Origin of the sequence: Sphingopyxis sp. (assembly GCF_965279725.1) — a bacterium.
In the GTDB taxonomy this organism is placed as follows: Bacteria; Pseudomonadota; Alphaproteobacteria; order Sphingomonadales; family Sphingomonadaceae; genus Sphingopyxis.
Genome location: NZ_CBDIIL010000003.1, coordinates 1,224,607 through 1,251,025, shown reverse-complemented (window position 1 = coordinate 1,251,025; position 26,419 = coordinate 1,224,607). Strand labels below are relative to the sequence as shown.

Sequence of the window (26,419 nt, the reverse complement as noted above, 5' to 3'; positions counted from 1 at the left end):
AATGGCGCTGATCGATCGCGAGTGCCTGATCGAGGCTGTTGGCTTCCTGCTCGTCACTGCCTGCGAGCCGGTGCGCTTTGGCAAGATTCATCCACAGGTCCGGGGACGACGCGTCCGCTACGATCGCCCGCCCGAAATAATCACAGGCTTCGGCCAATTTGCCCTCGTCCAGGCGCATCATCCCCAGGCTGTTCAGGACGGCCGGGTCGTGGGGCGCGCGCGAAAGGGCCGCGAGCAAATGGTCGACCGCCCGCGCGATGTCACCTTCACGCCGCGCTTGGGCGGCGGCGGTTACCAAGTCCAGGACATCCGAAATACTCATCTTGCCGCGATAACCGACGTCCGCTGTTCAGGCAAAAAAAAAGGCGGGCACAAGGCCCGCCTTTTCTTTTTTTGGATTAAAGTCGGCGACTAGAACTTCAACCGTGCACCAACCGCATAACGACGGCCCAGCGCGTCATAGGTCGACGGATAGGTGTTGCCGCTGTTGAAGGTCGTCGAACCGATGTTCGAACCGACTGTCGGCGGATCCTTGTCGAGCAGGTTGATGACCGAAAGCGTCAGGTCGAAATTCTCGGTGACGCTGGCGCGGGTCGTCAGATCGAACCAGTTAAAGGCTTTGACCTTTTGGAACGCCGGGAAGGCAGGGCCGTTCGTCCCGAACTGCGTTGTGTCAGCATCGAAGGGTTCCTGCTTCGTCCCCGAGATGTGGCGCCACAGAAGCGAAACATCGACGTCGCCGAACGCGAGCGTGGTGCGTTGGTTGAACGAGAATTTGGGCAGGATTGAACCAACCGACGTACAGTTGATGCTGTAATACCCAGTACATTCACGATTGAAACCGCCCGCTTCGGCACGGAACTTCGAGTTGAGCGTGTAGTTACCCGCAAAGCTCAGCGACAGCGCAATGTCATCGCTCAGATCGGTCGACCAGCTCGCCGAGACGTCGATACCGTCGGTCGCGAAGCGGCCGCTGTTGGTCAGCGGCTGCGGAACGCCCGGCGTTGTGCTCGCATCACCGTCAAGGCCACCGGTTGCCGGGTCACGCTGGATGGAGGTGCAAGCCGTCGAAGTGGCGCTTGTTGCCGTCAGGTTGGCGAAACATTTCGTGAGAATGTCCCCGACCGTCGGGGTCGACAGCGCATTGTTGATGATGATGTTGTAATAATCAACTGACAGCGTCAGTTTCGGCACGAAGCTGGGCTGGAAAATGCCGCCCACCGTCCAAGTGTCAGCCTTTTCGGGCTTGTTGTTCGTCGAAAAGCTGAACGAACCGTTGATCTGACCAGCCGACGGCGCGTCGATCCTGGAGACGAAGCCGCCCGCGTTAACCGGAGCGCCCTGCGCCCGGCAAACTTGACCGAGGAGCGACGTCGCGAGGATCGTGGTGCCGTTGCTCTGGCAGGGATCCCGCCTCAAGTTAACTAGGCCGACCGCGTCCGGCGTGAAGAGCTCACCGATATTCGGCGCACGCACCGCGCGCTGATAATTGCCGCGCAGCTTCAGGCCGTCAAATGCCTCCCAGGTTGCGCCGCCCTTCCAGGTGAAGGTGTTATATTTGGGGTTGCCGGGCGCATCGACCTTATAGTCGGAATAGCGAGCGCCGGCTTCGAGCGTCAGACCTGCGAAGAGCGGAGCGACGATTTCGCCGAAAACTTCGCGAACGTCATAGCCGCCCTTGACCGGAACAGTGGCACCGCCGGCACCGCCGAGCGCGCCAGGATCCTGTGCGAGCTGATCGGCAAAGACTTCAGCAGTATATTTCCGATACTCAGTACCGACGGCAAAGGACACGGGTTCAGCGCCTTCGGACAAGGTCATCAGTTCGCCCGAGACCAAGCCGCGAACCTGCGCCAGCGAGGTGCGGTTACCCGACGATGCCGGAACGAGCAGGAAGTTCACCTGGTCGGGCGAAATGCTTCCCGAGGCACCGAAGACGTTGACGGGAACGCAGCCGCCCGACGAATCCAAGCAGCTCGTCGTGTTGGTGGACCGCAGCGCCTGTTGCAAGCGCGGGATCGAGACATAGTTGAAGATCGTCTGCGTATTCTCGCTCTGGCCATAGTTGCCCGAAACTTCATAGTTCAGCGTGTCGGTGATCGACCCGCGCACACCCGCCATAAAGTCGAAGATCTGCGTCTTGTAGCTGCTGACGCGACCGCCAGCTTCGACAAGACGACGACCCAGGTTGGTCGAAACTTCACGATAGTTGGGATCGTTGGGGTTGGTTGCCGTCGCCGCAGCCGCGCACTGCGCGGCCGTCAGCGTCTGCACACCGTCCACGTTGGGATTGAAGTCATTATTGGCGCAGAAGGTGTTGCGCGCGCCAGCCGTCATGAACGGGTTGCTGAGCGGAATGAAGACCGGGCTGCTGAACGCGCCCGACGGTGCGATGATCGTCTTGACGGTATTCTGCGAGAACAGGCCGCGCGCGAACACTTCGACCGAATCGCTCACTTCATACCGACCCGCGGTGAACATGTTGTAACGTTCGAACGGCGTCTGGAAGATGTTGAACGGGTTGAAGTTGAAGAGCGCGTATTGCGGGACCAAGTTGCCGGTTGCCGGATCAATCTGTTGGTTGCCGCCATCGACGATCGAGAAGCGCGACGGCGATGCGGTGCCCGAAGCACCCGATCCCGAACCGTCGAACGAATCGATGGTCAAATCCGAACCCGGACGTTCACCGCCGAAGTACACAGGGTCTGCCTGCTGATAGCCGATGCTGAGAACGGCATTACCGCGGCCGTCATCGAAATTCGCACCGATGGTGAGGTCGGCGCGGAAGATGTTGCCGTCGCCGCGCTCGGTGAGTTGCTGGCCGAGCGAAAGGTCGACACCGGCAAAGTCACGCTTGGTGATGAAGTTCACAACGCCCGAAACGGCGTCGGCGCCGTAGGTCGTGCTCGCACCACCGGTCAGCACATCGACGCGCTCAACCAGGGCGAGCGGGATGTTGTTGAGATCGACGTTGCCGTTCAGGTTGGCCGGCGTGATCCGCTGGCTGTCGAGCAGCACGATGTTGCGGTTCGGGCCAAGGCCGCGAAGATCGACGAACGAGGCGCCGCCGTTGCCGTTGTTGACCGACGAGCCGACGTTAGCGGCCACACCGGGAACGTCGCGCAAAATGTCTTCGGCAACGTTCGACTGGCGAAGCTGGATTTCGTCGGCCGAGGTCACGTTGACCGGGCTGGACGATTGCAGGTTCGGGTTGCGGACCAGCGTACCGGTCACGACAATCTCCGAGCTGTCGGTGGCGACTTCGTCGGCGGCATCCTGCGCAAAGGCAGGAACCGAAACCAGGGCGACGCTCAGTACGAGCGGCGCAGCGCCTAGCTTCAGCTTGGAAAATTGGGTTTTCTTCACAGTGCAGTCCCTTGCTACTGGTGGATTGAATTACCCGAGCCCTTGACGCGGCGACACCCGGCCGACGCGCAAACGCTCTGATGGCGTGCGGAATGATCCTTACCTCGGGTCGAGTAAAGGGAATTTCCGGCCTAAACAGCCGTTTCAGAAAGCATTGTGACGTATTTGCAACAGCCGTGGCATCTGGCGAAATACAATATGCACCAACGAAGTATCTGCGACATATTGTTTCAGCGGCAACCAATTTACCTTGAGGTGTACTAGTACTAGCCGCCGATCGGGTCGGCCAGCTTGGCAGGATCGAGCCGGGCATCACGCCATTTCAGCCCCCAGTGCATATGCGGCCCCGTCGCCCGCCCGGTCCGTCCGACCGTCCCCAGCACCTGCCCCTGCACGACCCGGTCGCCGACCTTTACGTCGAGCCGTTGGCAGTGGAGGAAGGCGCTGTTCAGTCCCATGCCATGATCGACGATCAGCAGATTACCCTCGAGCGTGAACGGCGCCGCCGCCGCGAGCACCACCACGCCGTCGGCGGGGGCAACGAACGGGGTTCCCGCGGGCACCGCGATGTCGGTGCCGCCGTGATAGGTCCCGGGCTTGCCCTGATACACGCGCTGCGACCCGAAAAAGCCTGAAAGACGACCGGTCACCGGCCAGCGGAAGCGTTGCTTCCATCCCCCGGAATCGACCAGCGTGTTGCGCGCCGCGGCGATCTGCGCCAGTTCGGCGGGGCGGCGGCGCTCGAAGTCGGCGTCACTCGAGGCGCCGCCGCGATACGGCGCGTTGATATATTCGATCCGCCAGGTGCCAGGCGCAACCTCGAGATCGCGCACCACCTGCCGTCCATCGGTGACCGTCGCCACAAGCCGCGCACGCGCAGCGGCATCGCGGTCAAAGGCAATCAGAAAATCACCATCGCCGGTCACCGAGATGGGTGCACCATCCAGCGTCAGTGCGCGGGTCTGGCCAGGGACGACACCGCGCAGCACATCCCCTTGTTGCGGATTGCCGCGAAGGATGAATTCGCCCAGAACGAGCGTCGGCTGCCGCACGGGCGCCGGCGCCGGCGCAGGCGCAGGCATGCTCGTTTGCGGCGACGCAGCGATATCGCGCGAACCGGCCGGCGGGACGCAACTGGCGGCCACGACCAGCAACGTCATCGCCGCACCATAGCGCGGCCAATCCTGCTTCCTCAAAATCATGCGCCGCGCGCGGCGTCCAGTGCGGCCTGCACCGAAATCGCGGCGGTGGCATAGGGTTCCTGTCTTGCCACCGACCAGTACCGGAGCTCATCGAGACCAATCGGCGCGCTTGTCACCGCGCACAGCACATGGTCGCCGGGCGACAGCACCCGAAATCCGTTGGGGCCATATTGCAGGCGGGCAAGGCGATTGCGACTGGCGATCAGCATGATTCAAGATCCGTTCGAGGATGCGTCATAGCCACCACTATAACAGCCCAGCGCGGCGCGGCCACCCCCCGGCTGCGTCAGAAGAGCTCACCCTGCCCCCGTTTCGGCGCGGCTGCCGATGGCTTTCGCGCCGGGCGTGGCGGCGCGGGCGGAACGATGTCGCCGCCGAGCACCTGAACCGGCACCTCGCCGTCGGCGAACAGCAATTTCATAGCTCCAGCGTCCCGCGCCTTGTCCGCGGTGGTAACGATCGCGCCGCCCGCATCGCGCACCATCGCATAGCCGCGCGACAGCAGCGCGCGCGGGTCGAGGCTATCGAGCAGCCGCCCCAAACCCTCCAGCCGAGCGCGATCACGGTCCCAGCGCCGCGCCAGCAGCGCGGGCCGCAGCGCCGCGCTGCGCGTCCCCAGCCGCTCGGCAACGACCGCGAGGCGCTGGCGCTGGCTGCGATCAAGCCGGTCGCCGCTATCGTCGAGCCGCTGCCGCTGCGGCGCGTAGAGCGCCTCGCGTTTCGGCAGATGGCGAGCCAGCGCGGTCAGGCGTTCGCTCGCCAGCGCCTGATGCCGGTTCGCCGCACCGATGATCCGGCTGCTTCTGTTCGCCAGCAGTTCCTGTAATTCTGCCCGCACCGGGACGGCGATCTCGGCCGCCGCCGTCGGCGTCGGCGCCCTTCGGTCGGCGGCATAATCGGCCAGCGTCGTGTCGGTCTCATGACCGACGGCGCTGATCGTCGGGATGCGGCAATCGGCGATCGCCCGCACGACGACTTCCTCGTTGAACGCCCACAAATCCTCGATCGAACCGCCACCACGGGCGACAATGACCAGATCGGGGCGCGGTACCGGCCCGCCCGGCGCCAGCGCGTCGAAACCGCGGATCGCATTGGCGACCTGCGCCGCCGCGCCGTCCCCCTGCACCAGCACCGGCCAGACGATGACATGGGTCGGGCAGCGATCGGCCAGCCGGTGAAGGATGTCGCGGATCACCGCGCCGGTCGGCGAGGTGACAACACCGATCACCTGCGGCATATAGGGCAGCGGATGCTTGCGTTCGGGTTCGAACAGTCCCTCGGCGCCGAGACGCGCCTTCAGCTTCTCGAACAGCAGCATCAGCGCGCCTTCGCCTGCGACCTCGAGCGTATCGACGACCAGCTGATATTTGGAACGGCCGGGATAGGTGGTGAGCTTGCCGGTCGCGATCACTTCGATCCCATCCTCGGGGCGAAAGGCGAGGCGCGCCGCCTGCCCCTTCCACATCACCATATCGATCAGTGCATTATCGTCCTTCAGCGCCGCGTAGAAGTGCCCCGACGCCGCGCGCTTCGCCCCTGACAATTCACCGCGCACGCGCACGCGCGCAAAGCCGTCCTCGACCGTCCGCTTGATCGCTGCCGACAATTGGCTAACCGATAAGGGTGGAACATTGTCGCCGGGCGCCGCCTCGGCTAACAGCCGCGCCGCGGGGTCGGTGTCGGACGCCGGATCGGGAAAAGGGACTGCCATGAATATCCTGCTGGTCGGATCGGGGGGCCGCGAACATGCGCTCAGCTGGCAGTTGGCACAATCGCCAAGCTGCGCCAAGCTCTATGCCGCTCCCGGCAATCCGGGGATCGAAGCCTATGCCGAATGCGTGGCGATCGCCGCCGACGACCTCGATAGCCTCATCGCCTTTTGCCTAGCGCACGCCATCGACTTCGTCGTCGTCGGCCCCGAAGCGCCGCTCGTCGCGGGGCTAGCCGACCGGTTGCGCGAACGCGGCATCGCAGTCTTCGGCCCCGGAGCGGCGGCAGCGCGACTGGAAGGGTCGAAGGGCTTTACCAAGGATTTGTGCGCCCGTGCCGGAATCCCGACCGCCGCCTATGTCCGCTGCACCAGCGCCGACGAAGCGCTCGCGGTTCTCGGCGGCTTTTCGATTCCTGTCGTGATCAAGGCGGACGGCCTCGCCGCAGGCAAGGGCGTGATCATCGCCGAAACGCAGGCCGAAGCCGAAGCGGCCATCGCCGGCATGTTCGACGGCGCGTTCGGCGGCGCGGGCGCAGAAGTGGTGATCGAGGAGTTCATGACCGGCGAGGAGGCGAGCTTCTTCGCCCTTTCCGACGGCACCGACGTGATGGCGTTTGGCAGCGCGCAGGACCATAAACGCGTCGGCGACGGCGATGTGGGGCCGAACACCGGCGGCATGGGTGCCTACAGCCCCGCGCCGGTGCTCACCGCCGACCTTGAAGCCGCGGTGATGGACCGCATTATCCGCCCGACGGTGGCAACGCTCGCCGCCGAAGGGACGCCCTATGTCGGCGTGCTGTTCGCCGGCCTGATGCTTACGGATACGGGTCCCAGGCTGATCGAATATAATGCGCGCTTTGGCGACCCCGAATGTCAGGTGCTGATGATGCGCTATGTGGGCGACCTCGCCGCTTTGCTTTATGCCGCATCGACTGGCGCGCTGACGAGCGCGGCGCCGCCGGCTTTTGCCAGCGACTATGCTCTGACCATTGTGATGGCCGCCAACGGCTACCCGACAGCGCCCGAAAAGGGCGGCGCGATTCACGGCATCGGTGATGCCGAAAGCGGCGGGGTGCGGGTTTTCCACGCAGGTACCGCGCGCAGTAACGACCAGATCGTCGCCACCGGCGGGCGCGTGCTCAACGTCACAGCGACGGGCCGCACGGTGACCGAGGCGCAGGCGCGCGCCTATGCTGCGGTCGACAAGCTCGATTTCACGACAGGCTTCTGTCGCCGAGATATTGGCTGGCGGGAAGTGGCGCGGGAAGCCGAGTAGCTTACCCCCATTTCGTCATCCACGCGAAGGCCGGGACGACGAATAAATATAGGTCGACCAAGTCGCTAAGGCCGAATAGGCTACCCGCAACATTGGGAGAAGATCATGGCCTGGCTACAGGAAAATTACATTATCGCAGTCGTCGGACTTGTCGTTGCGGTCTTCCTCCTCTGGTGGTTTTTCGGGCGGTCGAAAGCTGCAGAGATTGCCTCGCCTGCCGTCGAACCGGCCAAGCCCGCCAAGCCGCTCGAACCGGTAAAGCCCCAGATCATCGCCGCCGAACCGGCGCGATTCAAACCGATCGAGCCCAAGGCCCAACCCGTCGCCCCCGCGCCGCCGCCGCTCCAGCCGATCGCCAAAGCCCCGCCTGCCCCCGCCCCTGCGCCCGCACCGGTGGCCGAGCCAGCTTCTCCGATGCCAAAAAACGCGGCCCCGAAAGCTGCTGCAAAGCCCAAGACGGCCGCGAAACCCGCAGCCAAGAAGGCGGCGGTCAAGGAACCGGTGGAGAAACCCCCCGCAAAGCCCGTAGCGAAGGCCGCGCCCAAAGCTCCGGCGGCAAGGGTCAAGCCTGCGCCCACCCCGACCAAAACCACCGCGACCCCCAAGAAGCTGGCAGCGGCAACATCCGCCCCGGCCTCCGCGCCCGCTACGACAACCAACAATCTGCAACTGATCAAAGGCGTCGGTCCGAAACTTGTCGTCCTGCTGAACGGCCTCGGCGTCACGCGTTTCCAGCAGATCGCCGATTGGACCGACGCCGACGTCGCCGCGATCGACCCGCAGCTCGGTGCCTTTCAGGGCCGCATCGCCCGCGACAATATCGTCGATCAGGCGGGCTATCTCGCACGCGGCGATAAAGCAGGGTTCGAGGCGAAGTACGGCGCGCTCGGCGGCGAACTCTGACAGGTCCCGAACTCGCCGTTCGAGCTGCACGAACTTTCCCGTTTCACTATCTCTGGTGGCCGTGACTGTCTTAGCCAGCCCCCCCCCGTCCTGCAGCGAGGCTGGTCGTGAAGCGAGTTGCCCTTGAAACAGGAGACACGGTTTGTCGCGATTCCGGTTCATTGTTCCTTCGCTCCTCGCAATCGGCGGCGCTGGAGTAGCCTGGTCTCAGGCAAATGAGATGGAGAGTTCGCTCGCCAGGGTCGACGTTCCGGAAGTAGAAGAGGAGGGTGTATGGCAACCGACAGCTGGCGGAACGCAGGTTCCGCTCTGGGCTACGAACATCGCTCTCGCAAAACCTGACACCGGCGATCGTCCCGAGGCAACCGGCAATGGCTCGCCTCTCGTCGGTGGGCGCAAATGGCACTGGGCAAGTTATGTAACGCGACCGACCATGACCATCTACGCCCCCATTGGACACAATACCGGTGCGACGATGCTGGTCCTGCCGGGAGGCGGGTTTCATGCCGTAGCAACGGATTTGGAAGGCACTGAAATCTGCGATTGGGTGATCCAACAGGGTATGACTTGCGCCATGCTGAAATACCGGACGCCGCAAGTGTGGCCGAAGGAGAATGGGTGGCAGCAGCGGCCGAAGGTGCTATTGGGTTTGGAAGATGCCCAGCGCGCAATGGGGTTGCTGCGGCATCGGGCTTCCACCTACGGCATTGATCCGCACAAGATCGGGGTGATCGGGTTTTCTGCTGGCGCGTATCTTGTGGCAAATATGAGCAATACGGAAGCGCGCACATATCCCCTTACTGACGCGGCTGATCGAGAATCCCCGCGGCCCGACTTCGCGATCATCGCTTATACGGCGCGCCTGTTGGATACCAGCAAGGGGAAGAACAACCTCGAACTAGCACCTTGGGTGACGATCAGCGCGAAGGCACCGCCGACGCTTATCATTCATGCCATGAACGATCCCGTCGATAATATCCGGCAGCCGATGGCTTATGCGCTGGCGCTGAATGATGCAGGCGTGCCAGTCGATATGCGGCTCTACGCGAGGGGCGGCCATGCCTTCGGCATCCGGCCCACGGCCGATCCGATCACGACGGAATGGCCGGGGCAGGTCAAGCAATGGCTGCAAGACATAAAGGTGCTGTGACGCAGTCGCTACCATGACCCAAGTCTAGTGGTTCAATTCAGGGGGTCGGCGCTTCCGCATTTCATCGTCAGTTCGGGAAAGCTTAACGTGCCGGGAACGGCAGCTATCGCTCCCTCCATCATCAAAACCGGCCGGACGAGAAACCACCCCAAAGCCGGCGTCGGACGGGTAATAATAAGGGGCGGTGTGTGTTCTTCGTGGCCTTTGGAATGAATTACGCTTGGCCGCACGCCTATTCCGCGTCCGCATCATCCTTCGGCTTCCGCACCTCGGTGACCAGCAGCTTGTCGATCTTGCGCCCGTCCATATCGATGATCTCGAACCGCCAGCCCTTGTCGGCGAAATGCTCGCCCTCCTTAGGCAGACGCTTCAAAATCGCGAGCGCGTGACCCGCCGCAGTGGCATAATCGCGGTCTTCGCCCAGCTCGATCCCCAACCGTTCGGCCATTTGGTCGGCCGGCATCGATCCCGCGATCAACAGGCTGCCGTCCTCGCGCTCGACCACGAACGGCTCGCTGCCGATATCCTGATCGGACGCAAATTCGCCGGCGATCGCAGCGAGCAGGTCGGCGGGGGTCACCAGCCCTTCGAAATGACCATATTCGTCATGGACAAACAGCATCGGTACGTCGGCGACGCGCAGCGCTTCAAGCGCGTCCATGGCGTCGATCTGATCGTGGATGACCTTGGCCGAGCGCGTCAATGTCTCCAGGTCCAGCGCCTCGCCGCGGAACAGCGCGGCAGCGATATCGCGCGCCTGGACCACTCCGACGATGTCGTCAACCGACCCGCGCGCGACGGGCAGGCGGCTGTGCGGCGATTCGACCAGCTTGTCGCGCACCCCCTGCGCATCAAGCGAGATGTCGATCCAGTCGACGTCCTTGCGCGGCGTCATCACCTCGCGCACCGGACGGTCGGCCAGCCGCACGACGCCGGAAATAATTGCGCGTTCGCTTTCTTCGATCAATCCCGATTTCGATGCTTCGGCGACGATCAGGTGCAGTTCCTCTGCGGTAACGCGATCTTCGGATTCGCGATTCAGGCCCAGCGCGCGAAAGACGAGCGCCGAGCTACGATCGAGCAGCCACACCAGCGGCGCCCCGATTTTCGACAGCCACAGCATCGGCAAAGCCATGAAGATCGCGATCGGTTCGGGCGCACGCAGGGCAAATTGCTTGGGCACCAGCTCGCCCACGATCAGCGAGAAATAGGTCGTCACCGCAATGACGATAGCAAAACCCGCGGTCAGCGCAGTTTCATCGTCGAGGCCAAGCAGGGCCTGCAACCGGTCGCCCACCGGGCCGCCCAGGCTGGCACCCGAATAGGCGCCAGCGAGGATCCCGATCAGCGTAATGCCGACCTGCACCGTGGACAGGAAACGCCCCGGGTCGGCGCCGAGCTGACGCGCGACGGCAGCGCCGCGACTGCCGCGCTTTTCAGCGGCCTGCAAACGCGGGGCGCGCGCCGACACGATCGCAAGTTCCGACATCGCGAAAACGCCGTTGAGCAGGATGAGGACGGCGATGATCGCTACGTCGGACCAGGGAAAAGGGGTCATTGGGCGGCAATCTGGCGCTTCGGCGCCCGGCCCCTGTCAGCGTCGGTCATAGGGTGCTTATAGGACAAAGTTGCGGCATTGCACAATGGCGCCTGAACGCCCGCCTCAGGGACCATTCAGCAGGATTCGGGAACTAGATCGCCAGCCATATGTTATCGGCAGGAATGGCGGTGCGCGCAGGACCTATGCGGCCGCAAAAAAGGGAGCGAACAATGAACATCAAGATCATCAAACTAACCGCGCTCGCCAGTATCGGTGCCATGGCGCTGACCGGCTGTGTGACCGACCCGGACACCGGCAAAAAGCGCATTTCCAACGCCGCGATCGGCGGCATCGGCGGCGCGCTCGGCGGTTATCTGCTCGGCGATCTGATTGGCGGCAAGAACAGCCGGACCGAAGAAATCGTCGGCGCTGGTATCGGTGCCGTCGCCGGCGCGGGCGTCGGCTATTACATGGACGAGCAGGAAAAGAAGCTGCGCGAACGGACCGCGGGCACCGGGATCGACGTCGAGCGCCAAGGCGACCAGCTGGTGCTCAACATGCCCGGCGACGTGACCTTCGATTACAACAGCGCTCTTGTGAAATCGCAGTTCCGCAGCGCTCTGGACAATGTCGCGTCGACGCTGGCCGAATATCCCAGCACCTATATCGATGTGTATGGCCACACCGATTCGACCGGCAGCGACAGCTATAATCAGGGGCTGTCCGAACGCCGCGCCGCATCGGTCGCCGATTATCTGGGCGGCCGCGGCATTCAGCGCGCGCGCATGGCGACGCAGGGCTTTGGCGAATCGCAGCTGAAATGCTCACCCGAACGCGGCGAGGCCGATTATCAGTGCAACCGCCGCGTGGAAATCCGCATCGCGCCGGTCACCCAGGCCGATGTGAACGCCGCACGGTAAACTCGTTCCATTCCCGCGGAATGATAAAGGGCGTCGCCTGCGGGCGGCGCCCTTTTTATGCGAGGCTGGGGAAGCTGGCCTTCAGCCCGTCGATCACGAATTGCGCAGCGAGCGCGGCGAGCAGCACCCCGAGCAGGCGGGTAATCACCGCTTCGCCCTTGTTGCCGATCACCCGCATCAGCGGTCCGGCCGCAAGCAGCGCGGCCAGCGTCAGCAGCAGCACCAGCAGCAAGGCGCCAAAGATGACAAAGGCGCGGTCGAGCCCGTTATTCTGCGACACCAGCAGCATCACCGACGCGATCGATCCCGGTCCCGCGAGCATCGGCATCGCCATCGGAAACACCGACACATCGTCGATTTCAGGTGTCGCCATGACCTTTTCGGCACGCTGCTCGCGGCGTTCGGTCCGTTTTTCGAACACCATGTCGATCGCGATAATGAACAGCATGATGCCGCCCGCGATGCGGAAACTGTCGAGGTCGATGTGCAGGAAGCTGAGCAAGGCTTCGCCGAACATGGCGAAAAAGACGAGGATTAGCCCGGCGATCACAGTCGCGCGGATGGCCATCGACCGACGCTGGGCGGCACTCGCCCCGGTGGTCAGGCTGGCATAGATCGGCGCGCAGCCCGGCGGATCGATGACCACGAATAGCGTCACGAACGCCGAGATGAACAGGTCGATCATGGCTGTTTCGGCGCCGCGACCTGATCGTCGATCACTGTCGCCATCGCCGTGCCGTCCCACAGGCGGATCGTCACGCGGCGCGACTGGTCGGTGCGCACCGTCGACGTCCAGCTCAATGTCTGGTCGGGAGACAGGCCGACCGACATGTCGTCCCCTTCGGCGCCGGCTTCAATCGCGACGGCGGGGCGCGATCCGCACACCGCCTGTTTCGATGCGATGAATTCGGGAGCTTCGCGCGGGCTGGTCAGTGCGTCGCCATGGTCGAGGATCCAGTTGATCTTTCCGCTGCGCGGATCGCGCATCCAGACGGTGCTGAAAAAGCCATTCGCCGGCCCCTTTTGCCATTCGCCGGTGGTCACGCCGACATTGCCGTCGCAGCTGACATAAACGGCGTGCGGTTGCCATTTGACCGCTTCGGCAGGATCCTGTTGCGTCTTCAGCCAGTCGCGCGCCTTCACCCGCTGCGGCGCGAACATCACGGCATCGGGGTGCGCCGTTTCGCGAAACGCGGTCCATTGCCCCTTTTCCTGCGCTAGCCGCGCAAAACCGATTTCGGCGGCGATAAAGGCGCTGGGGTTCGGCCCCAGCGGGCGGTTGCGGACGTCGTTGGGATCGCCGACACAACCGGCGAGCAAGGAAAGCGCGAGCGAAGCGATGAACAGGCGGCGCATCAGAACCCTTTCGGATCGGCAAGGCCGGCACGGCGGTGCGCGGCGACGAGGGTGTTGCGGAGCAGGCAGGCGATCGTCATCGGCCCGACCCCGCCGGGAACCGGGGTGATCGCGTCGGCGACCGCCGCGATGCCCGCAAAATCGACGTCGCCGACCAGTCGGCCCTTGGCTTCGCCGTCGGCTGGTGCCAGCCGGTTGATCCCGACATCGATGACGACCGCGCCGGGCTTGATCCAGTCGCCCTTCACCATTTCGGCGCGCCCGACCGCGGCGACGACAATATCGGCGCGGCGAACCAGATCGGGCAGGTTTTTCGTGCGGCTATGCGCCATGGTGACGGTGCAATTGGCGCCGAGCAGCAACTGGCCCATCGGTTTGCCGACAAGGATCGAGCGGCCGACGACGACCGCATCCTTTCCTGACAGATCACCGAGCCGATCCTGCAGCAGCAGCAGGCAGCCAAAGGGCGTGCACGGCACCATGCCGGGGATGCCGAGCGCGAGCCGCCCGGCGCTGACCGGCGTCAACCCGTCGACATCCTTGCCGGGATCGATCGCCGCGACCGCAGCCTGTTCGTCGAGATGGTTCGGCAGTGGCAATTGGAGGAGAATGCCGTCGACCGTCTCGTCGGCGTTGAGCTGCCCAAGCAGCGTCTCGACGTCGGCCTGCGATGCGCTGGCGGGTAGGCGATGCTCGAAACTCGCCATTCCAGCGGCGATCGTCGCCTTGCCCTTTGACCCGACATAGACGGCGCTTGCCGGATCGTCGCCAACGAGCACCACCGCTAGTCCCGGCGCGCGGCCGGTCGCGGCGACAAATGCAGGGACAGCGTCGGCAATTCGTCCGCGCAGACCAGCGGCAAAAGCCTTGCCGTCGATTACCTGCGCGGCGGTTTCAACCGCCATCACGCCATGCCGTTCGCATAAGCGAGCCGCCCGAAATAATTGAGCACCGGCCCGTCGAGAATGATGATAATGATCAGTACCAGCATCGGGGTCAGGTCGAGCCCGCCGAAATCGGGCATGATGCGGCGGAAGGGGCGGTAAAGCGGCTCGGTAATCCGGTCGAGCACGGTCCACAGCTGATTGACGAAATCATTGTGGGTGTTGATGACGTTGAAGGCGATCAGCCACGACATCACCGCCTGCGCGATGATGAACCACCACAGGACCGTCAGGATGATATGGACGATCTGGAGGATCATGAGGACCAAGGCGAATTCTCCGTTAAATAGGTGTTTCAGGCGTCTTAGCGGTGAATCAGCGTCCCCGCACCCCTTGCGGTGAAAATTTCCAGCAGCATCGCGTGCGGCACTCGCCCGTCGAGGATGACCGCCGCCTCGACCCCCGCATCGACGGCAGCGACGCAGGTTTCGACCTTGGGGATCATGCCGCCGGTGATCGTTCCATCATCTTTCAGCGTCTCGATCGCGGGGCGGTCAAGGTCGGTCAGCAATGCCCCCGATTTGTCGAGCACCCCGGCGACGTCGGTGAGCAGGAAAAAGCGTTTTGCGCCGAGCGCTCCCGCGATCGCGCCTGCCATTGTGTCGGCGTTGATATTATAGGTCGCACCATCGGCCCCGAGCGCGACGGGCGCGACGATCGGGATGAAATTATCCTTGGTCAGGTTGATCAGGATCGTCGGATCAACCGCCACCGGCTCGCCGACAAAGCCCAGATCAACATGCCGCTCGATCCCCGAATTCGGGTCGGGCTCGGTCCGGCGGACCTTTTCGGCGAGCACCAGATTGGCGTCCTTGCCCGAAATACCGACCGCGCGGCCGCCGAGCGCCGCCAGCCAGCCGACGATTTCCTTGTTGATCTTGCCCGCCAGCACCATTTCCGCAACCTCGGCAGTTGCGGCATCGGTGACCCGCAGCCCGCCGACAAAAGACGATTGGATGCCGAGTTTCTTCAGCATCGCGCCGATCTGCGGCCCGCCGCCGTGAACGACGACCGGGTTGATGCCGACGGCCTTCAGCAGCACGATGTCCTCGGCGAAATCGCGCTGCGCCTCGGCATCGCCCATCGCATGGCCGCCATATTTGATCACGAAAGTTTCGCCGGCATAGCGCTGCAAATAGGGCAGCGCCTCGACCAGCGTTTCGGCCTTGGCGAGCAGATCGGGCATTTTCGAAGGATCGGTCATCGCCATCATCCGCCGTTCTTCGCATCAAGGCTGCGGCCAAAGGCGACCAACCCGGCGATGACGAAGGGAATGACGAGCACCGACAGCGCGACCTTGGCCAGCATCTGGCCGCCCATCAGATTGGCGATCGGAAAGACGCCGTAAAAGGCGATGGTGACGAACAGCAGGGTATCGACGATCTGGCTGAGCGCACTGGCGATCGCGCCGCGGATCGCGAGCCAGCTCGTGCCCGCGCCTGCGCGCCCGCGCAATTTGCTGAAAATGGTGACGTTCAGGAATTGCGACGTCCCATAAGCAACGATTCCCGCCGCCATCAGGCGCGGCGTCTGGCCCAGTATCATTTCAAACGATGCCAACCGGGCTGGGTCCATTTCTGGCGCGGCCGGCAAGAAATAGACCAAAGATGTCAGCATGATCGAGAGGACCAGCGGCACGAAACCCCACAGCACCAGCCGGTTCGCGATCGACTGACCCTGCAGTTCCGACACGGTGCTCGACAGCGCGACAAGGATCAGGAACGGGAAAATTCCAGCCTCCACGGCCAGCCCGCCAAAGAGGGCGACCTGCTTGTTCCCCAGCACCCCGGCGAGCACGACCATGCCGCCATAGATGATGGTGAAAAGGAAAAGCGAGGGCGAGAGCGCGCGCGGTAGCGCGGTCGATGTGGTGTCGGTCATGCCGCGCGATAGTCGGTTTTAGCCGCGCTGGAAAGATGGGTGCAGCACCAGCACTTGCCCCCCCGCCAAAGCCCGCTAGACAAGGCGTAATAAACTTGCGGGGGACGCATAAGAATATGGAACGCCTGATTGGTTTCGTCGGCATTATCGCACTGCTTGCGATTGCCGTGCTGTTTTCGTCGAACCGCCGCTGGATCCGCCTGCGGATCGTCGTCCCCGCTTTCCTGCTCCAGGCCGGTTTCGCGATCCTGGTGATCGGCACCCCGTGGGGCCGCGCGGTGATCCAGACGATGTCGAACGGCGTGACGAACCTGCTCGGCTATGCCGACGAGGGCACGAAATTCCTGTTCGGCGAAGTGCTGACCCAGGCGCCTTATGGCAAAGCGGTGTTCGCGATCGGGGCGCTGCCCGTGATCATCTTTTTCGCCTCGCTGATCTCGGTGCTCTATTACCTCGGGATCATGCAGCTGATCATCAAATGGGTCGGCGGCGCGATCCAGAAGGTCACCGGCATCACCAAGGTCGAAAGCCTGGGCGCCGCGGCGAACATCTTTGTCGGCCAGTCCGAATCGCCGCTCGTCATCCGACCCTATCTCGCCGGTCTCACCCCGCCGCAGCTGTTCACGATCATGACCGTCGGCATGGCGGGGGTCGCCGGCACGATCCTCGGCGCTTATGCCGGAATGATCGGCCCGCACTTGCTTCCCTATCTGCTCGCCGCCAGCTTTATGTCGGCGCCCGGGGGGATTCTGATGGCCAAGATCATGATGCCCGACGATCCCAAGGATATCGGCATCGAACCCGTCGTGATGCCCGAGGCGAGCCATGACGAGGAAAAGCCCGCCAATATCATCATGGCGGCGGCGCAGGGCGCGCAGACCGGCGTCAAGCTGGCGGTCGCGGTCGGCGCGATGGTGATGGCGTTCGTCGCGCTTGTCGCGCTCGCCAACGGGCTGCTCGCCGGGATCGGCGGCTGGTTCGGGGTCGACGGGCTGACGTTCCAGGCGATCATCGGCACCATTTTCCGCCCGGTGATGTGGCTGATGGGGGTGCCGTGGGATGAAAGCGCGGTCGTCGGCGGGCTGTTCGGCAGCAAGGTCGTGCTCAACGAATTCGTCGCCTTCATCGATCTGGGCCGGGCGCAGGGCGATATGTCGATGGCGGCGGTCGCCATCGCCACCTTTGCGCTGTGCGGTTTCGCCAATTTCAGCTCGATCGCGATCCAGATGGCGGTGACCGGCGGCCTCGCCCCGAACCAGCGGCCCATGATCGCCAAGCTGGGGCTGAAGGCGCTGCTCGCGGGCAGCCTGTCGAACCTGATGTCGGCGGCGCTCGCCGGCCTGATGTTGGGAATCGCGCCGCCGCTGGCGCCGCCGATTTCCGAAACCGTCGCCGCCCCGGCCACAGCGCCCGCTGCGGCGACGCCCGCCGACCCATCACCCGCCAAAGCGCCCTGATCTGCGGTCACGGCGCGGCTGATTGCAAGTATTTGCCAGCCGCTGCTGAATGGAATAAACTTCGCGGACATCACGAATCCCCGGGCCGCGTCGCAACAGGAGGGTGTCATGAAAACCGCTTATCGTTGGTCGATCCTTGCCGCAGTTGCGGCGTCGATGGGGGCGGGGTTTCTCGCCACTTCGCATGCCCAGACCGCCGAAACCGAGCGATACCGTCCCGATCGTCCGCCCGAAGCGACGATCTATCGCGACGCCGCCTATCGCGGCCCCGCGGTGTTCATTGACGAGGAAAAGCCGAACCTCGGCCTCGCGTGGCCCGTCAACTCGATCCGCGTTCCGAGCGGGCGCTGGGAATTATGCGAAAAGACCCGCTATCGCGGCAACTGCCGGACGGTCGATCGCGACACTCCGATGCTGAACAACGTGCTGCGCGGGATTACCATCCAGTCGATCCGCCCGGTCGGAAGCGGCGGGGGCGGCGGGGGCGGCGGGGGCGGCGGGCAACCACCCGCCAATGATCAGGTCGCGCGCGGAAATTTCGCGGAATTCCATACCCAGCCGGCCGAACGCAACTATCGCGTGCTATCCTGCGCCCGCGGATCGGCGACCGCCACTTGCGCGGCGCAGACCGCCGACACCTGGTGCCGGTCGATCGGCTGGAACGGGTCGGCGCGTGAACATCAGGAAACCGTCAACGGCCGCGTCTATCTCGCCGACGTGCTGTGCGTCCGGTCGGGATATTGAAGGGGATAGGTTCCATGACAAAGTCGATCGCAATTTTCGCCGTCGCCGCGTCCCTGTTGGCCGTCGCAGGCTGTTCTTCGGTCCCCCGCAACACTGGCACCAGCTATGAATGCAATCGCGGCACCCGGCTCAAAGTCGATTATGTCGGCGATGGTGCGATCGTCCGCGTCAACGGCGGCCGGACAATGGTGCTCAAATCGACCCCGGCGAACGAAGGGCAGATTTACGAGAACAAGAGCGGCGCACGGTTACACCGGCAAGGCAATGATGTGATCTGGAACACCGCGCTGCGCTCGGCCCCCGAAAACTGCCGGGTTGTTTATACGCCGATGTAAACTTTGGCGGGCCGCCGGCTTGCTAAAGCGTCATCTTGCCCAGCGCCGCGCCGACTTCATCGACGAACAGTTCGGGTTGCTCCCACGCCGCAAAATGCCCGCCGCGCGGTAGCTCGTTCCAGTGCACGATATTCTTGTAGCGCCGGTCAGCCCAGCGCCGCGACAGGCGCATGATTTCGTTCGGAAACAGGCTGCACCCGGTCGGCACCAGAATTTCGCCCGCCGAAAAATTCCGGAAGCTGTGCCAGTATAATCGCGCCGACGAGGCGGCGCTGGCAGTCAGCCAATACAGGCTGATAGTGTCGAGCATCGCGTCTTTCGACAGCGCCTGTTCGGGGTGGCCGCCGATCGACTGGCCGCCGGACTGATGCCCGCAATCAGTCCAGCCGTGGAATTTTTCCGCGATCCACGCCATCTGCCCAACCGGCGAATCGGTCAGCGCATAACCGATCGTCTGCGGCCGGGTGGCGTGCTGGGTCGAATAGCCGCTGTCCTTCGCCTGATACCAGCCGAAGCGCGCCAGATAGAGTTTCTCGGCATCGCTAAGATCGTTCATCAGGTCGGGCGGCGGTGCACCGACCACCATGTTGACGTGGATGCCGGCGCAATGATCGGCGTGGTTCATCCCGATCGCGCAGGTCACCGCGCTGCCCCAATCGCCGCCCTGCGCGAAATAGCGGTCATAGCCCAGCGCCTGCATCAGCGCGTCCCACGCCGCGGCAATATGTTCGACGCTCCATTTCGCCTCGACCGGTTTGCCGGAAAAACCATAGCCGGGCAGTGACGGGATCATCAGATGATAGTCCCCCGACAGTGGTTCGATCACATCAAGGAACTCAAGCACCGACCCTGGCCAGCCATGCGTAAGGACCAGTGGGCGGGCCGCCGGATTGTTCGAGCGGATATGGAGGAAATGAATGTCGAGGCCGTCGATTGTCGCCAGATAATTGGGCAGCGCATTCAGTCGCGCTTCGACGCCGCGCCAATCATAGCTGTCGCGCCAATAGGCCGACAGTTCCTGCGCATAGGCGAGCGGGATACCCTGATCCCAGTCGTCGACCGTTTCCTTCTCGGGCCAGCGCGTGCGGGCCAGTCGGTCTTTCAGATCGTCGAGCGCCGCTTGCGGCATATCGATGGTGAAGCTGCGGATATTGTCGACGTTCATGGAAAACCCCTCCCCTCGCCGTCAGTATTTCAAGGCCGTGCGGGTGCCTTGCAACCGCGTTCCAGCCCGATACCTTTGAGGAAGCCGCGACGGACCGTGCCGGCATAGACCGCCTCGGCATAACGGCGACGTTCGGCGTTGGCGCCGGTGATTTCGCCGATCAGACTGCGAAAGGGAATGATCGAGCCGGCCACGCTGCCCGCCACGCGGCCTGCGGTCCGCTCGCGCTTTTTCGCCGTGCTTTGTTCTTCGGTTTCATTGACGTCGGGACCGAGCACATCGTCGAGTTCGACGATTTCCTGCTGGATCGCGGCGCATTTGCGCATGCCCGCCAAAGAATAGGGGTCGCCCTGAATCGCGACCAGCTTGGCGGGTGCTTCCTTGCCATCAAAAGGTTCGGTCACCTTGTTGGCGGTGTCCTTGATGGTCGAATCTTCCGGCGACCCGGACTGCGCCGACGATGGTGCCGCGACGACCAGCGCGGCGACTGACAATCCTGCGAGAATTTTCCTGTGCATATCACGCCTCCTTGGCGGCCCCCTGACCGCATAAGCTGCTAACGCGTCGGAACCGGTTCGGCTCCCGTCCAGTCATAAAAGCCGCGGCCCGCCTTTTTGCCGACCCAGCCCGCCTCGACATATTGGACGAGCAACGGGGCCGGGCGAAATTTGGGATCGCCGGTGCCGCTGTGCAGGACGCGGATGATTTCGAGGCAGGTGTCGAGGCCGATGAAGTCGGCCAGCGTGATCGGCCCCATCGGATGGTTGAGGCCCAAACGACAGCCGGCGTCGATGTCTTGCATCGTCGCGACCCCTTCGCCGAGCGCGAACACCGCTTCGTTGATCAGCGGCATCAAGACGCGGTTGACGATAAAGCCCGGCGCGTCGTTGGCATGGACGATTTCCTTACCGAGACCGCGGCCGAATGCCTCGACCGTTTTCAGCGTCGCATCGCTGGTGGCGAGGCCACGGATCAGTTCGATCAGGCCCATCACCGGCACTGGGTTGAAAAAATGCACCCCGATGAAGCGCGCCGGGTCGGGCGATGCCTGCGCCAGCCGCGTGATCGGGATCGAGCTGGTGTTGCTGGCAAGGATGGCGGTGGCGGAGAGATGCGGGCCGACGCTCGCGAAGATCGCGCGCTTGATTTCTTCGCGCTCGGTCGCGGCCTCGATGACAAGATCGGCGGGCGCAAAGGCGCTGTGGTCCGCGACTGGGGTGATGCGGGCGAGCAGCGCGTCGGCGTCGCTCTGGCTCATCTTCTCTTTGCCGACGAGGCGGGCAAGCGCTTTGGCGATGCCGGCCTTGCCCGTTTCGGCGCGGGCGAGATCGATGTCGGACAACAGGACGTCGTGTCCCGCCCCGGCCGAAACCTGAGCGATGCCCGCCCCCATTTGCCCCGCGCCAATTACCCCCACGATCATCATTCGTCCCTTTCGCTGCTGCGCCGCTGCCTAAGCCCTCGGCGTCTTGCGTCAAGGGGCCGAACGGAAGGCGGTCGCTTCAGCCAGGATCAGCGCAAAGGCCGGATCGGTGTCGTCCCACGTCGCAACCGGGGTCCAGCCACCCGCACGGAGCAACAGATTCGCGTCGCGCGGCCCGTATTTATGGCTGTTCTCGCTGTGGATCGTTTCGCCCTTCGCCATATGATAGCGATGACCGTCCACGGTGAAGTCCATCGCGCAGGCGGCAACCAAATGCATTTCGATCCGCGCATGGACATCGTTCCAGATCGCGCGGTGCGAGAAATTGGCGACCGCAATGTCGCCATCGAGCTCGCGATTGATCCGCTCAAGGACGTTGAGGTTGAACGCCGCCGTAATCCCTGCCGGGTCGTCATAGGCCAGTTCGAGAACGCCCACATCCTTGACGCGATCGATGCCGATGAGCATCAGCGATTCCTCGCCCAGCGTCTCGCGCCAGTTGCGAAGCAAGTCGATCGCGGTCCGCGCGACCATGTTGCCGATCGTGCTGCCCGGGAAGAAGCCAAGCTTTGGCAACGGACAAATCTCGCGCGGCAGAGCGACGCGCTGCGTGAAATCGGCCTCGACCGGATAGATCGGCAGGCCCGGAAACCGCGCAGCCAAGGCATCCGCGCTCTCGCGCAGGAAATCGCCGGAAATATCGACCGGAACGTAAGCGGCAGGCGCGATCGCATCGAGCAGCAGCGGGGTCTTGGTTGAACTGCCCGAACCGAGCTCGACGACCGCGCGTCCCGTACCGATCGCCGCGGCCAGATCGGGCGCATGGCGGGTGAGCAGATCGGTTTCGCTGCGCGTCGGATAATATTCGGGAAGCGCGGTGATATCTTCGAACAGCGCCGATCCGGTCGCGTCATAGAACCAGCGCGCCGGAATGGCCTTGGGTGTCTGGCCAAGCCCGGCGTGAACGTCGGCACGAAACGCGACATCGACCCCCGCTGCATCGGCGTCGACCTGCCGTAGATTGCGAACAACGCCCATTTCAGAGATCCTTGGCTAAACGCACGCCAGTGAATTGCCAGCGCTGGTGGGGGTAAAAGAAATTGCGGTAAGAGGCGCGCAGATGACCGCGCGGGGTCGCGCAGCTGCCGCCGCGCAGCACGAACTGGCCACTCATGAACTTGCCATTATATTCGCCGACCGCGCCCGGCGCGGCGCGAAAGCCGGGATAGGGGCGATAGGCGCTGCCGGTCCATTCCCACACACTGCCGAACATCTGTTGCAAGCCGGTGTCATCGGCGGACGCAGCAGGCTGCACCGGCCCTGCGGCGTCGAGTTGCTGGCCCGCGGCCGGATCGAGCGTAGCCGCGGCAGCTTCCCATTCGAACTCGGTCGGCAGGCGCGCGCCAGCCCAGCTGGCGAAGGCGTCGGCCTCGAAGAAACTGATATGGGTGACCGGCGCGGCGGGGTCGATCGCTTGCCAGCCCGACAGGGTGAACTGACGGTCGCCGTCCCAATAGGCCGGTGCGTCGATGCTTTCGCCTTGCACCCACGCCCAGCCGTCGCTGAGCCACAGCGACGGCGTGTGATAACCGCCGTCGGCGATGAATTGCTGCCATTCGCCATTGCTGACCGGCCGGCTGGCCAGCGCATGCGGGGCGAGCAGCGCATCGTGGCGCGGGCCTTCGCAATCGAACGCGAAGCCGTCGCCGTCCCGTCCGACCGCGACCACGCCCACAGCGCCCGCAATCCATTTCATCGCGGAAAACGGCGCAACTTCACACGCGATTCCCGTTTTCTCCCACGCCGCCGGGCCGATCGGGTTCTGCGCGAACAGATGCTTGATGTCGGTGAGCAACAATTCCTGATGCTGTTGTTCGTGCTCGATGCCGAGTTCGATCAGCGCTTGCGCCGCGGGCGGCAGGTCGGGCAGCGCGGTCTGCACTGCGGTATCGACATGGGCGCGCCAGATGCAGATTTCGTCGAGCGACGGACGCGTCAGCAGGCCGCGCTGCGGCCGCGCGTGACGCGGCCCCTCGGCATCATAATAGCTGTTGAACAAATAGGGGTAACGCGCGTCGTGGAGCCGATAATCCGCGACATGATCGCGCAGGATGAAGGTTTCCAGAAACCAGGTCGTGTGCGCGAGATGCCATTTGGCGGGCGAGGCATCGGGCATAGATTGCGCGCTGGCATCGGCGTCGGAAAGTGTGGCGACGAGGTCGAGCGACAGCCGCCGGGTCGCGGCGAAGCGGCGAGCTAGCGTTCCCTGTATTTCGGTCGTCGGCGGAGCGTCGGTTTGGCTGGCCATGATGAGACAATCCCCCGAAGTGCGATTCGGTTTCGCATGAAGATCGAATATGGTTACGCCGCGATGAAATGTCTAGAACATTTGGGGAACGATTTCGATCCTCCCTGTGCCGTAAGCATGGGGAGGGGGACCGTCGCCGCAGGCGATGGTGGAGGGGCAGCGACGTCGCGCTATCGCCCCTCCGTCAGCGCTTCGCGCTGCCACCTCCCCATCGCTTCGCGACAGGGAGGATTATCAAACTAGCGCGTCGCGCCGGGTTTCCACAGGATGTCGCCGCCCGCGGCAGCGTTCAGATGACGGGTGAGCACGAACAGATGGTCGGACAGGCGGTTGAGATAGGTCAGCGCGATCGGATTGAGGTCGCGCTCGCTCCCGGCCGCGACCGCCGCCCGTTCGGCGCGGCGGGTCACGGCGCGGGCCAGATGCAGCCGCGCCGCGGCGTCGGTGCCGCCGGGCAGGATGAAGCTTTTGAGCGCATCGAGATCATCGTTCATTCGGTCGATCTCGTCCTCCAACCGCGCAATCTGGCTGGGAACGATGCGCAGCGCCATGTCGTGCGGGCCGAACCCGAACTGGATGTCGGCGGGGGTGGCCAAGTCGGCGCCGAGGTCGAACATCTCGTTCTGGATTCGCACCAGCATCGCAGCGGCGGCGCTGGCGGGATCGAGCGCGGCGACCGCCATGCCGATCGCGCTGTTCGCTTCGTCGACATCGCCGATGGCTGCCATCAGCGGTGACGATTTGGCGACGCGCGATCCGTCGACGAGGCCGGTGGTGCCGTCGTCGCCGGTGCGGGTGTAGATTTTGTTCAGTTTGACCATGGTGCCTGACCGGTGAGGGAGCGGCGGCCTTATTGCCCGGCGGCGAGCAGGCCGATCAGCACGATCAGGATGATGGTGATCGCCTGCCATTTGACGCGCGACATCATCATCTTGTTTTGCAGGATCTGATTTTCTTCGGCTTTTCCGTCGATCACGGCTTGGTGGCCTTGCGAAAAATAGAAAAGCCCCCGCGCGAGCGAGAACAGGACGAAGCCGGCCGCCACGACGACGCCGATGATCAGCAAAATGTTCATGGCGCCAATTTAGGGCATTTGCAGCGAATATCCAGTGGGAAGCCGCCCGGCGCGCAAATTGATCGCCAGCGTTTCGCCAGCGACCCCGCTTGCGCGCAACGACGCCAGCGAAGCCGCCGCGTCGCGCTTCGCCAGCCGCTGACCATCGGGGCCGCAGACAAGCGGGTGGTGGCGATAAACGGGGGTCGGCAGATCAAGCAGTGCCTGAAGCAGCCGGTGGACATCGGTCGAAGCGATCAGGTCGGCGCCGCGAATGACGTGCGTCACCCCCATATTTGCATCGTCGAGGGTGCTCGCGAGATGATAGCTGGCGGGCGCATCCTTGCGCGCCAGCACAATGTCGCCATGCGCCAGCGGGTCCGCAGGGCGCATCCCCTGCCCCTGTTCTGCCCACCCAAGATCACCGACAACCGCCAGAGCTTGGGCGGTATCGAGGCGCCAGCAATGCGGCTCGGCGGCGATCCGCCGCTCGCGTTCGGCAGGAGTGAGGTCGCGGCAGGTGCCGGGATAGACTGCCCCCGACGGTCCGTGCGGGGCGCTCAGGCTCGCCGCAATATCGGCGCGGGTGCAGAAGCAGGGATAGACGAGGTCGCGGGCGCGGAGTGTATCGAGAGCGGCGGCATAATCGCCGAGCCGCGCCGACTGGCGCACCGGATCACCTTCCCACGCGAGGCCGAGCCAGGCGAGGTCGGCAAGCGACGCGCCGACATAGGCTTCGCGCGATCGGCTGCCGTCGATGTCGTCGATGCGGATCAGAAATTGGCCGCCCGCCGCGCGCGCCGCGCTGTGCGCGAGCACCGCGCTATAGGCGTGGCCAAGGTGGAGGTCACCGGTCGGGCTGGGCGCGAAGCGGGTCAGCATCAAGCTGGTAAAGATTCCATATACTGTGCCGAGGTCACCCGAATGCTTCCATATCTTGCGGCAGATGCCCCCTTGACGTCAGATTCTGATGCGCCATGTAATACGCATGTCACTTGGGGAAGGCAGTGGCGCGCCAACCTGCACAAATATGGGGGCAGCGTCCTAAAGCCATGTTCCATCCCGATCTCGCCCGGCATCCCGATAATTGTCCTGCGCTTGTCCTGAATGCCGACTACACGCCGCTCAGTTACTATCCCTTGAGCCTGTGGCCATGGCAAACCGCGGTCAAGGCGGTTTTCCTCGACCGCGTCACCATCATCGAAAATTACGAACGCGAGATTCATTCGCCGACGCGGACGATGCCGATCCCCAGCGTCATCGCGCTGCGCCAATATGTGAAACCGTCGCAGCACCCCGCCTTCACCCGCTTCAACCTGTTCCTGCGCGACCGGTTCGAATGCCAATATTGCGGGTCGGGCAAAGACCTGACCTTTGACCATGTCGTGCCGCGCCGGCTGGGCGGCAGGACGAGCTGGGAAAATGTCACCACCGCCTGCGCGCCGTGCAACCTGAAAAAGGGCGGCCGCACCCCGCAACAGGCGCGGATGCCGATCTATCGCCAGCCGTGGCGCCCGACCAGCTGGCAATTGCAGGATAATGGCCGGGCGTTCCCGCCGGGATATTTGCACACGAGCTGGATCGACTGGCTGTATTGGGATGTCGAACTGGAGGGTTAGAAAACCGTGCCGGTTTCAGCTATGCCCATATTTCGCATGTCCCTGCGAAGGCAGGGGTACATAGC

Annotated in this window: 28 protein-coding genes; 9 read left to right on the top strand and 19 right to left on the bottom strand. The window is 63.8% G+C overall.

Annotated features, from left to right (window positions below; genetic code table 11):
- Position 1: 1 nt before the first annotated feature.
- Entirely contained in the window at positions 2 to 415 is a 414-nt protein-coding gene (locus ACQY6T_RS14975) for a hypothetical protein (RefSeq protein ID WP_428632005.1), read from the top strand.
- On the opposite strand, the gene ACQY6T_RS14970 is transcribed toward ACQY6T_RS14975, so the two are convergent.
- The 4 genes from ACQY6T_RS14970 to xseA form a co-directional block, all read right to left on the bottom strand.
- Positions 412 to 3,366 (bottom strand): TonB-dependent receptor domain-containing protein, encoded by a 2,955-nt coding sequence (locus ACQY6T_RS14970; RefSeq protein WP_428632002.1) that lies wholly within the window; start codon positions 3,364 to 3,366, stop codon positions 412 to 414. The two genes, ACQY6T_RS14975 and ACQY6T_RS14970, sit on opposite strands and share 4 nt — an antisense overlap.
- A gap of 266 nt (positions 3,367 to 3,632) precedes the next feature.
- Positions 3,633 to 4,568: a M23 family metallopeptidase gene (locus ACQY6T_RS14965; protein WP_428632000.1), complete on the bottom strand. Its 936-nt coding sequence runs from the start codon at positions 4,566 to 4,568 to the stop codon at positions 3,633 to 3,635.
- Positions 4,565 to 4,777, bottom strand: a complete 213-nt coding sequence (locus tag ACQY6T_RS14960) for a DUF2093 domain-containing protein (RefSeq protein ID WP_428631999.1) — start codon at positions 4,775 to 4,777, stop codon at positions 4,565 to 4,567. Before ACQY6T_RS14960 ends, ACQY6T_RS14965 begins: the two co-directional genes overlap by 4 nt.
- 77 nt (positions 4,778 to 4,854) lie before the next feature.
- A complete protein-coding gene (gene xseA / locus ACQY6T_RS14955) occupies positions 4,855 to 6,279 on the bottom strand; it encodes an exodeoxyribonuclease VII large subunit (RefSeq protein ID WP_428631996.1) in 1,425 nt (474 codons plus the stop codon).
- Between xseA and purD the strand changes: the two genes are divergently transcribed.
- The 3 genes from purD (at position 6,278) to ACQY6T_RS14940 (ending at position 9,608) form a co-directional block, all read left to right on the top strand.
- Complete coding sequence (gene purD, locus ACQY6T_RS14950) at positions 6,278 to 7,555, top strand: phosphoribosylamine--glycine ligase (RefSeq protein WP_428631994.1); 1,278 nt, start codon at positions 6,278 to 6,280, stop codon at positions 7,553 to 7,555. The two genes, xseA and purD, sit on opposite strands and share 2 nt — an antisense overlap.
- 105 nt (positions 7,556 to 7,660) lie before the next feature.
- Entirely contained in the window at positions 7,661 to 8,458 is a 798-nt protein-coding gene (locus ACQY6T_RS14945) for a hypothetical protein (protein WP_428631991.1), read from the top strand.
- A gap of 220 nt (positions 8,459 to 8,678) precedes the next feature.
- The gene (locus ACQY6T_RS14940; protein WP_428631988.1) at positions 8,679 to 9,608 is read left to right on the top strand and encodes an alpha/beta hydrolase; all 930 of its coding nucleotides are present in this window, start codon (positions 8,679 to 8,681) and stop codon (positions 9,606 to 9,608) included.
- Between the two features lie 232 nt (positions 9,609 to 9,840).
- Here the strand turns inward: ACQY6T_RS14940 and ACQY6T_RS14935 are convergent, their stop codons facing one another.
- Entirely contained in the window at positions 9,841 to 11,166 is a 1,326-nt protein-coding gene (locus ACQY6T_RS14935; protein WP_428631987.1) for a hemolysin family protein, read from the bottom strand.
- A 212-nt stretch (positions 11,167 to 11,378) separates the two neighbouring features.
- On the opposite strand from ACQY6T_RS14935, the gene ACQY6T_RS14930 reads away from it, so the two are divergent.
- Positions 11,379 to 12,068, top strand: coding sequence for an OmpA family protein (locus tag ACQY6T_RS14930; protein WP_428631985.1), 690 nt, complete (start codon positions 11,379 to 11,381; stop codon positions 12,066 to 12,068).
- Between the two features lie 55 nt (positions 12,069 to 12,123).
- Here ACQY6T_RS14930 and ACQY6T_RS14925 read toward each other — a convergent pair whose 3' ends face one another.
- Genes ACQY6T_RS14925 through ACQY6T_RS14900 form a run of 6 tightly spaced genes read right to left on the bottom strand, consistent with a single transcriptional unit; the run spans position 12,124 to position 16,249 of the window.
- Positions 12,124 to 12,753, bottom strand: coding sequence for a MarC family protein (locus tag ACQY6T_RS14925; RefSeq protein ID WP_428631984.1), 630 nt, complete (start codon positions 12,751 to 12,753; stop codon positions 12,124 to 12,126).
- The gene (locus tag ACQY6T_RS14920) at positions 12,750 to 13,424 is read right to left on the bottom strand and encodes a hypothetical protein (protein WP_428631982.1); all 675 of its coding nucleotides are present in this window, start codon (positions 13,422 to 13,424) and stop codon (positions 12,750 to 12,752) included. Before ACQY6T_RS14920 ends, ACQY6T_RS14925 begins: the two co-directional genes overlap by 4 nt.
- Positions 13,424 to 14,329 carry a bifunctional methylenetetrahydrofolate dehydrogenase/methenyltetrahydrofolate cyclohydrolase FolD gene (gene folD, locus ACQY6T_RS14915; protein ID WP_428631980.1) on the bottom strand — a complete coding sequence of 302 codons (906 nt, stop codon included), beginning with the start codon at positions 14,327 to 14,329 and terminating at the stop codon, positions 13,424 to 13,426. Before folD ends, ACQY6T_RS14920 begins: the two co-directional genes overlap by 1 nt.
- Complete coding sequence (locus ACQY6T_RS14910) at positions 14,329 to 14,628, bottom strand: YggT family protein (RefSeq protein ID WP_428632678.1); 300 nt, start codon at positions 14,626 to 14,628, stop codon at positions 14,329 to 14,331. Before ACQY6T_RS14910 ends, folD begins: the two co-directional genes overlap by 1 nt.
- A 44-nt stretch (positions 14,629 to 14,672) precedes the next feature.
- The gene (gene argB / locus ACQY6T_RS14905; protein ID WP_428631978.1) at positions 14,673 to 15,581 is read right to left on the bottom strand and encodes an acetylglutamate kinase; all 909 of its coding nucleotides are present in this window, start codon (positions 15,579 to 15,581) and stop codon (positions 14,673 to 14,675) included.
- Complete coding sequence (locus ACQY6T_RS14900; RefSeq protein WP_428631976.1) at positions 15,578 to 16,249, bottom strand: queuosine precursor transporter; 672 nt, start codon at positions 16,247 to 16,249, stop codon at positions 15,578 to 15,580. Before ACQY6T_RS14900 ends, argB begins: the two co-directional genes overlap by 4 nt.
- 116 nt (positions 16,250 to 16,365) lie before the next feature.
- Between ACQY6T_RS14900 and ACQY6T_RS14895 the strand changes: the two genes are divergently transcribed.
- The 3 genes from ACQY6T_RS14895 to ACQY6T_RS14885 all read left to right on the top strand — a co-directional run bounded on the left by ACQY6T_RS14895 (position 16,366) and on the right by ACQY6T_RS14885 (position 18,785).
- Positions 16,366 to 17,706 (top strand): NupC/NupG family nucleoside CNT transporter, encoded by a 1,341-nt coding sequence (locus tag ACQY6T_RS14895; RefSeq protein ID WP_428631974.1) that lies wholly within the window; start codon positions 16,366 to 16,368, stop codon positions 17,704 to 17,706.
- 108 nt (positions 17,707 to 17,814) lie between these two features.
- Positions 17,815 to 18,450, top strand: coding sequence for a beta/gamma crystallin-related protein (locus ACQY6T_RS14890; protein WP_428631971.1), 636 nt, complete (start codon positions 17,815 to 17,817; stop codon positions 18,448 to 18,450).
- Positions 18,451 to 18,464: 14 nt separating this feature from the next.
- Positions 18,465 to 18,785: an MliC family protein gene (locus ACQY6T_RS14885; protein ID WP_428631968.1), complete on the top strand. Its 321-nt coding sequence runs from the start codon at positions 18,465 to 18,467 to the stop codon at positions 18,783 to 18,785.
- 22 nt (positions 18,786 to 18,807) lie between these two features.
- On the opposite strand, the gene ACQY6T_RS14880 is transcribed toward ACQY6T_RS14885, so the two are convergent.
- The 8 genes from ACQY6T_RS14880 to gluQRS all read right to left on the bottom strand — a co-directional run bounded on the left by ACQY6T_RS14880 (position 18,808) and on the right by gluQRS (position 25,617).
- A complete protein-coding gene (locus ACQY6T_RS14880) occupies positions 18,808 to 19,950 on the bottom strand; it encodes an epoxide hydrolase family protein (protein WP_428631965.1) in 1,143 nt (380 codons plus the stop codon).
- A 29-nt stretch (positions 19,951 to 19,979) separates the two neighbouring features.
- Positions 19,980 to 20,468, bottom strand: coding sequence for a hypothetical protein (locus ACQY6T_RS14875; RefSeq protein ID WP_428631963.1), 489 nt, complete (start codon positions 20,466 to 20,468; stop codon positions 19,980 to 19,982).
- Between the two features lie 38 nt (positions 20,469 to 20,506).
- Positions 20,507 to 21,376: a 3-hydroxyacyl-CoA dehydrogenase NAD-binding domain-containing protein gene (locus ACQY6T_RS14870; RefSeq protein ID WP_428631961.1), complete on the bottom strand. Its 870-nt coding sequence runs from the start codon at positions 21,374 to 21,376 to the stop codon at positions 20,507 to 20,509.
- Positions 21,377 to 21,424: 48 nt separating this feature from the next.
- Positions 21,425 to 22,411, bottom strand: a complete 987-nt coding sequence (gene egtD / locus ACQY6T_RS14865; protein ID WP_428631959.1) for an L-histidine N(alpha)-methyltransferase — start codon at positions 22,409 to 22,411, stop codon at positions 21,425 to 21,427.
- A gap of 1 nt (position 22,412) precedes the next feature.
- Positions 22,413 to 23,681 carry an ergothioneine biosynthesis protein EgtB gene (gene egtB / locus ACQY6T_RS14860; RefSeq protein WP_428631958.1) on the bottom strand — a complete coding sequence of 423 codons (1,269 nt, stop codon included), beginning with the start codon at positions 23,679 to 23,681 and terminating at the stop codon, positions 22,413 to 22,415.
- A 239-nt stretch (positions 23,682 to 23,920) separates the two neighbouring features.
- Complete coding sequence (locus ACQY6T_RS14855; protein ID WP_428631955.1) at positions 23,921 to 24,502, bottom strand: cob(I)yrinic acid a,c-diamide adenosyltransferase; 582 nt, start codon at positions 24,500 to 24,502, stop codon at positions 23,921 to 23,923.
- 29 nt (positions 24,503 to 24,531) lie between these two features.
- Positions 24,532 to 24,756 carry an HIG1 domain-containing protein gene (locus ACQY6T_RS14850; RefSeq protein ID WP_428631953.1) on the bottom strand — a complete coding sequence of 75 codons (225 nt, stop codon included), beginning with the start codon at positions 24,754 to 24,756 and terminating at the stop codon, positions 24,532 to 24,534.
- A gap of 9 nt (positions 24,757 to 24,765) precedes the next feature.
- A complete protein-coding gene (gene gluQRS / locus ACQY6T_RS14845) occupies positions 24,766 to 25,617 on the bottom strand; it encodes a tRNA glutamyl-Q(34) synthetase GluQRS (RefSeq protein WP_428631951.1) in 852 nt (283 codons plus the stop codon).
- Positions 25,618 to 25,787: 170 nt separating this feature from the next.
- Here gluQRS and ACQY6T_RS14840 point away from each other — a divergent pair, with 170 nt between their 5' ends.
- The gene (locus ACQY6T_RS14840) at positions 25,788 to 26,354 is read left to right on the top strand and encodes an HNH endonuclease (RefSeq protein ID WP_428631949.1); all 567 of its coding nucleotides are present in this window, start codon (positions 25,788 to 25,790) and stop codon (positions 26,352 to 26,354) included.
- The last annotated feature ends 65 nt before the right edge of the window (positions 26,355 to 26,419 follow it).

Coding starts and splice junctions, on each gene's coding strand:
- egtB (WP_428631958.1), bottom strand. CDS start 23,681: ATGGCCAGCCAAACCGACGCTCCGCCGACGACCGAAATACAGGGAACG.
- ACQY6T_RS14880 (WP_428631965.1), bottom strand. CDS start 19,950: ATGAACGTCGACAATATCCGCAGCTTCACCATCGATATGCCGCAAGCG.
- ACQY6T_RS14850 (WP_428631953.1), bottom strand. CDS start 24,756: ATGAACATTTTGCTGATCATCGGCGTCGTCGTGGCGGCCGGCTTCGTC.
- folD (WP_428631980.1), bottom strand. CDS start 14,329: ATGGCGGTTGAAACCGCCGCGCAGGTAATCGACGGCAAGGCTTTTGCC.
- ACQY6T_RS14840 (WP_428631949.1), top strand. CDS start 25,788: ATGTTCCATCCCGATCTCGCCCGGCATCCCGATAATTGTCCTGCGCTT.
- ACQY6T_RS14975 (WP_428632005.1), top strand. CDS start 2: ATGGCGCTGATCGATCGCGAGTGCCTGATCGAGGCTGTTGGCTTCCTG.
- ACQY6T_RS14890 (WP_428631971.1), top strand. CDS start 17,815: ATGAAAACCGCTTATCGTTGGTCGATCCTTGCCGCAGTTGCGGCGTCG.
- ACQY6T_RS14875 (WP_428631963.1), bottom strand. CDS start 20,468: ATGCACAGGAAAATTCTCGCAGGATTGTCAGTCGCCGCGCTGGTCGTC.
- ACQY6T_RS14965 (WP_428632000.1), bottom strand. CDS start 4,568: ATGATTTTGAGGAAGCAGGATTGGCCGCGCTATGGTGCGGCGATGACG.
- purD (WP_428631994.1), top strand. CDS start 6,278: ATGAATATCCTGCTGGTCGGATCGGGGGGCCGCGAACATGCGCTCAGC.
- ACQY6T_RS14895 (WP_428631974.1), top strand. CDS start 16,366: ATGGAACGCCTGATTGGTTTCGTCGGCATTATCGCACTGCTTGCGATT.
- gluQRS (WP_428631951.1), bottom strand. CDS start 25,617: ATGCTGACCCGCTTCGCGCCCAGCCCGACCGGTGACCTCCACCTTGGC.
- xseA (WP_428631996.1), bottom strand. CDS start 6,279: ATGGCAGTCCCTTTTCCCGATCCGGCGTCCGACACCGACCCCGCGGCG.
- ACQY6T_RS14925 (WP_428631984.1), bottom strand. CDS start 12,753: ATGATCGACCTGTTCATCTCGGCGTTCGTGACGCTATTCGTGGTCATC.
- ACQY6T_RS14885 (WP_428631968.1), top strand. CDS start 18,465: ATGACAAAGTCGATCGCAATTTTCGCCGTCGCCGCGTCCCTGTTGGCC.
- ACQY6T_RS14930 (WP_428631985.1), top strand. CDS start 11,379: ATGAACATCAAGATCATCAAACTAACCGCGCTCGCCAGTATCGGTGCC.
- ACQY6T_RS14855 (WP_428631955.1), bottom strand. CDS start 24,502: ATGGTCAAACTGAACAAAATCTACACCCGCACCGGCGACGACGGCACC.
- argB (WP_428631978.1), bottom strand. CDS start 15,581: ATGATGGCGATGACCGATCCTTCGAAAATGCCCGATCTGCTCGCCAAG.
- ACQY6T_RS14920 (WP_428631982.1), bottom strand. CDS start 13,424: ATGCGCCGCCTGTTCATCGCTTCGCTCGCGCTTTCCTTGCTCGCCGGT.
- ACQY6T_RS14945 (WP_428631991.1), top strand. CDS start 7,661: ATGGCCTGGCTACAGGAAAATTACATTATCGCAGTCGTCGGACTTGTC.
- ACQY6T_RS14870 (WP_428631961.1), bottom strand. CDS start 21,376: ATGATGATCGTGGGGGTAATTGGCGCGGGGCAAATGGGGGCGGGCATC.
- ACQY6T_RS14935 (WP_428631987.1), bottom strand. CDS start 11,166: ATGACCCCTTTTCCCTGGTCCGACGTAGCGATCATCGCCGTCCTCATC.
- ACQY6T_RS14940 (WP_428631988.1), top strand. CDS start 8,679: ATGGAGAGTTCGCTCGCCAGGGTCGACGTTCCGGAAGTAGAAGAGGAG.
- ACQY6T_RS14960 (WP_428631999.1), bottom strand. CDS start 4,777: ATGCTGATCGCCAGTCGCAATCGCCTTGCCCGCCTGCAATATGGCCCC.
- ACQY6T_RS14900 (WP_428631976.1), bottom strand. CDS start 16,249: ATGACCGACACCACATCGACCGCGCTACCGCGCGCGCTCTCGCCCTCG.
- ACQY6T_RS14910 (WP_428632678.1), bottom strand. CDS start 14,628: ATGATCCTCCAGATCGTCCATATCATCCTGACGGTCCTGTGGTGGTTC.
- egtD (WP_428631959.1), bottom strand. CDS start 22,411: ATGGGCGTTGTTCGCAATCTACGGCAGGTCGACGCCGATGCAGCGGGG.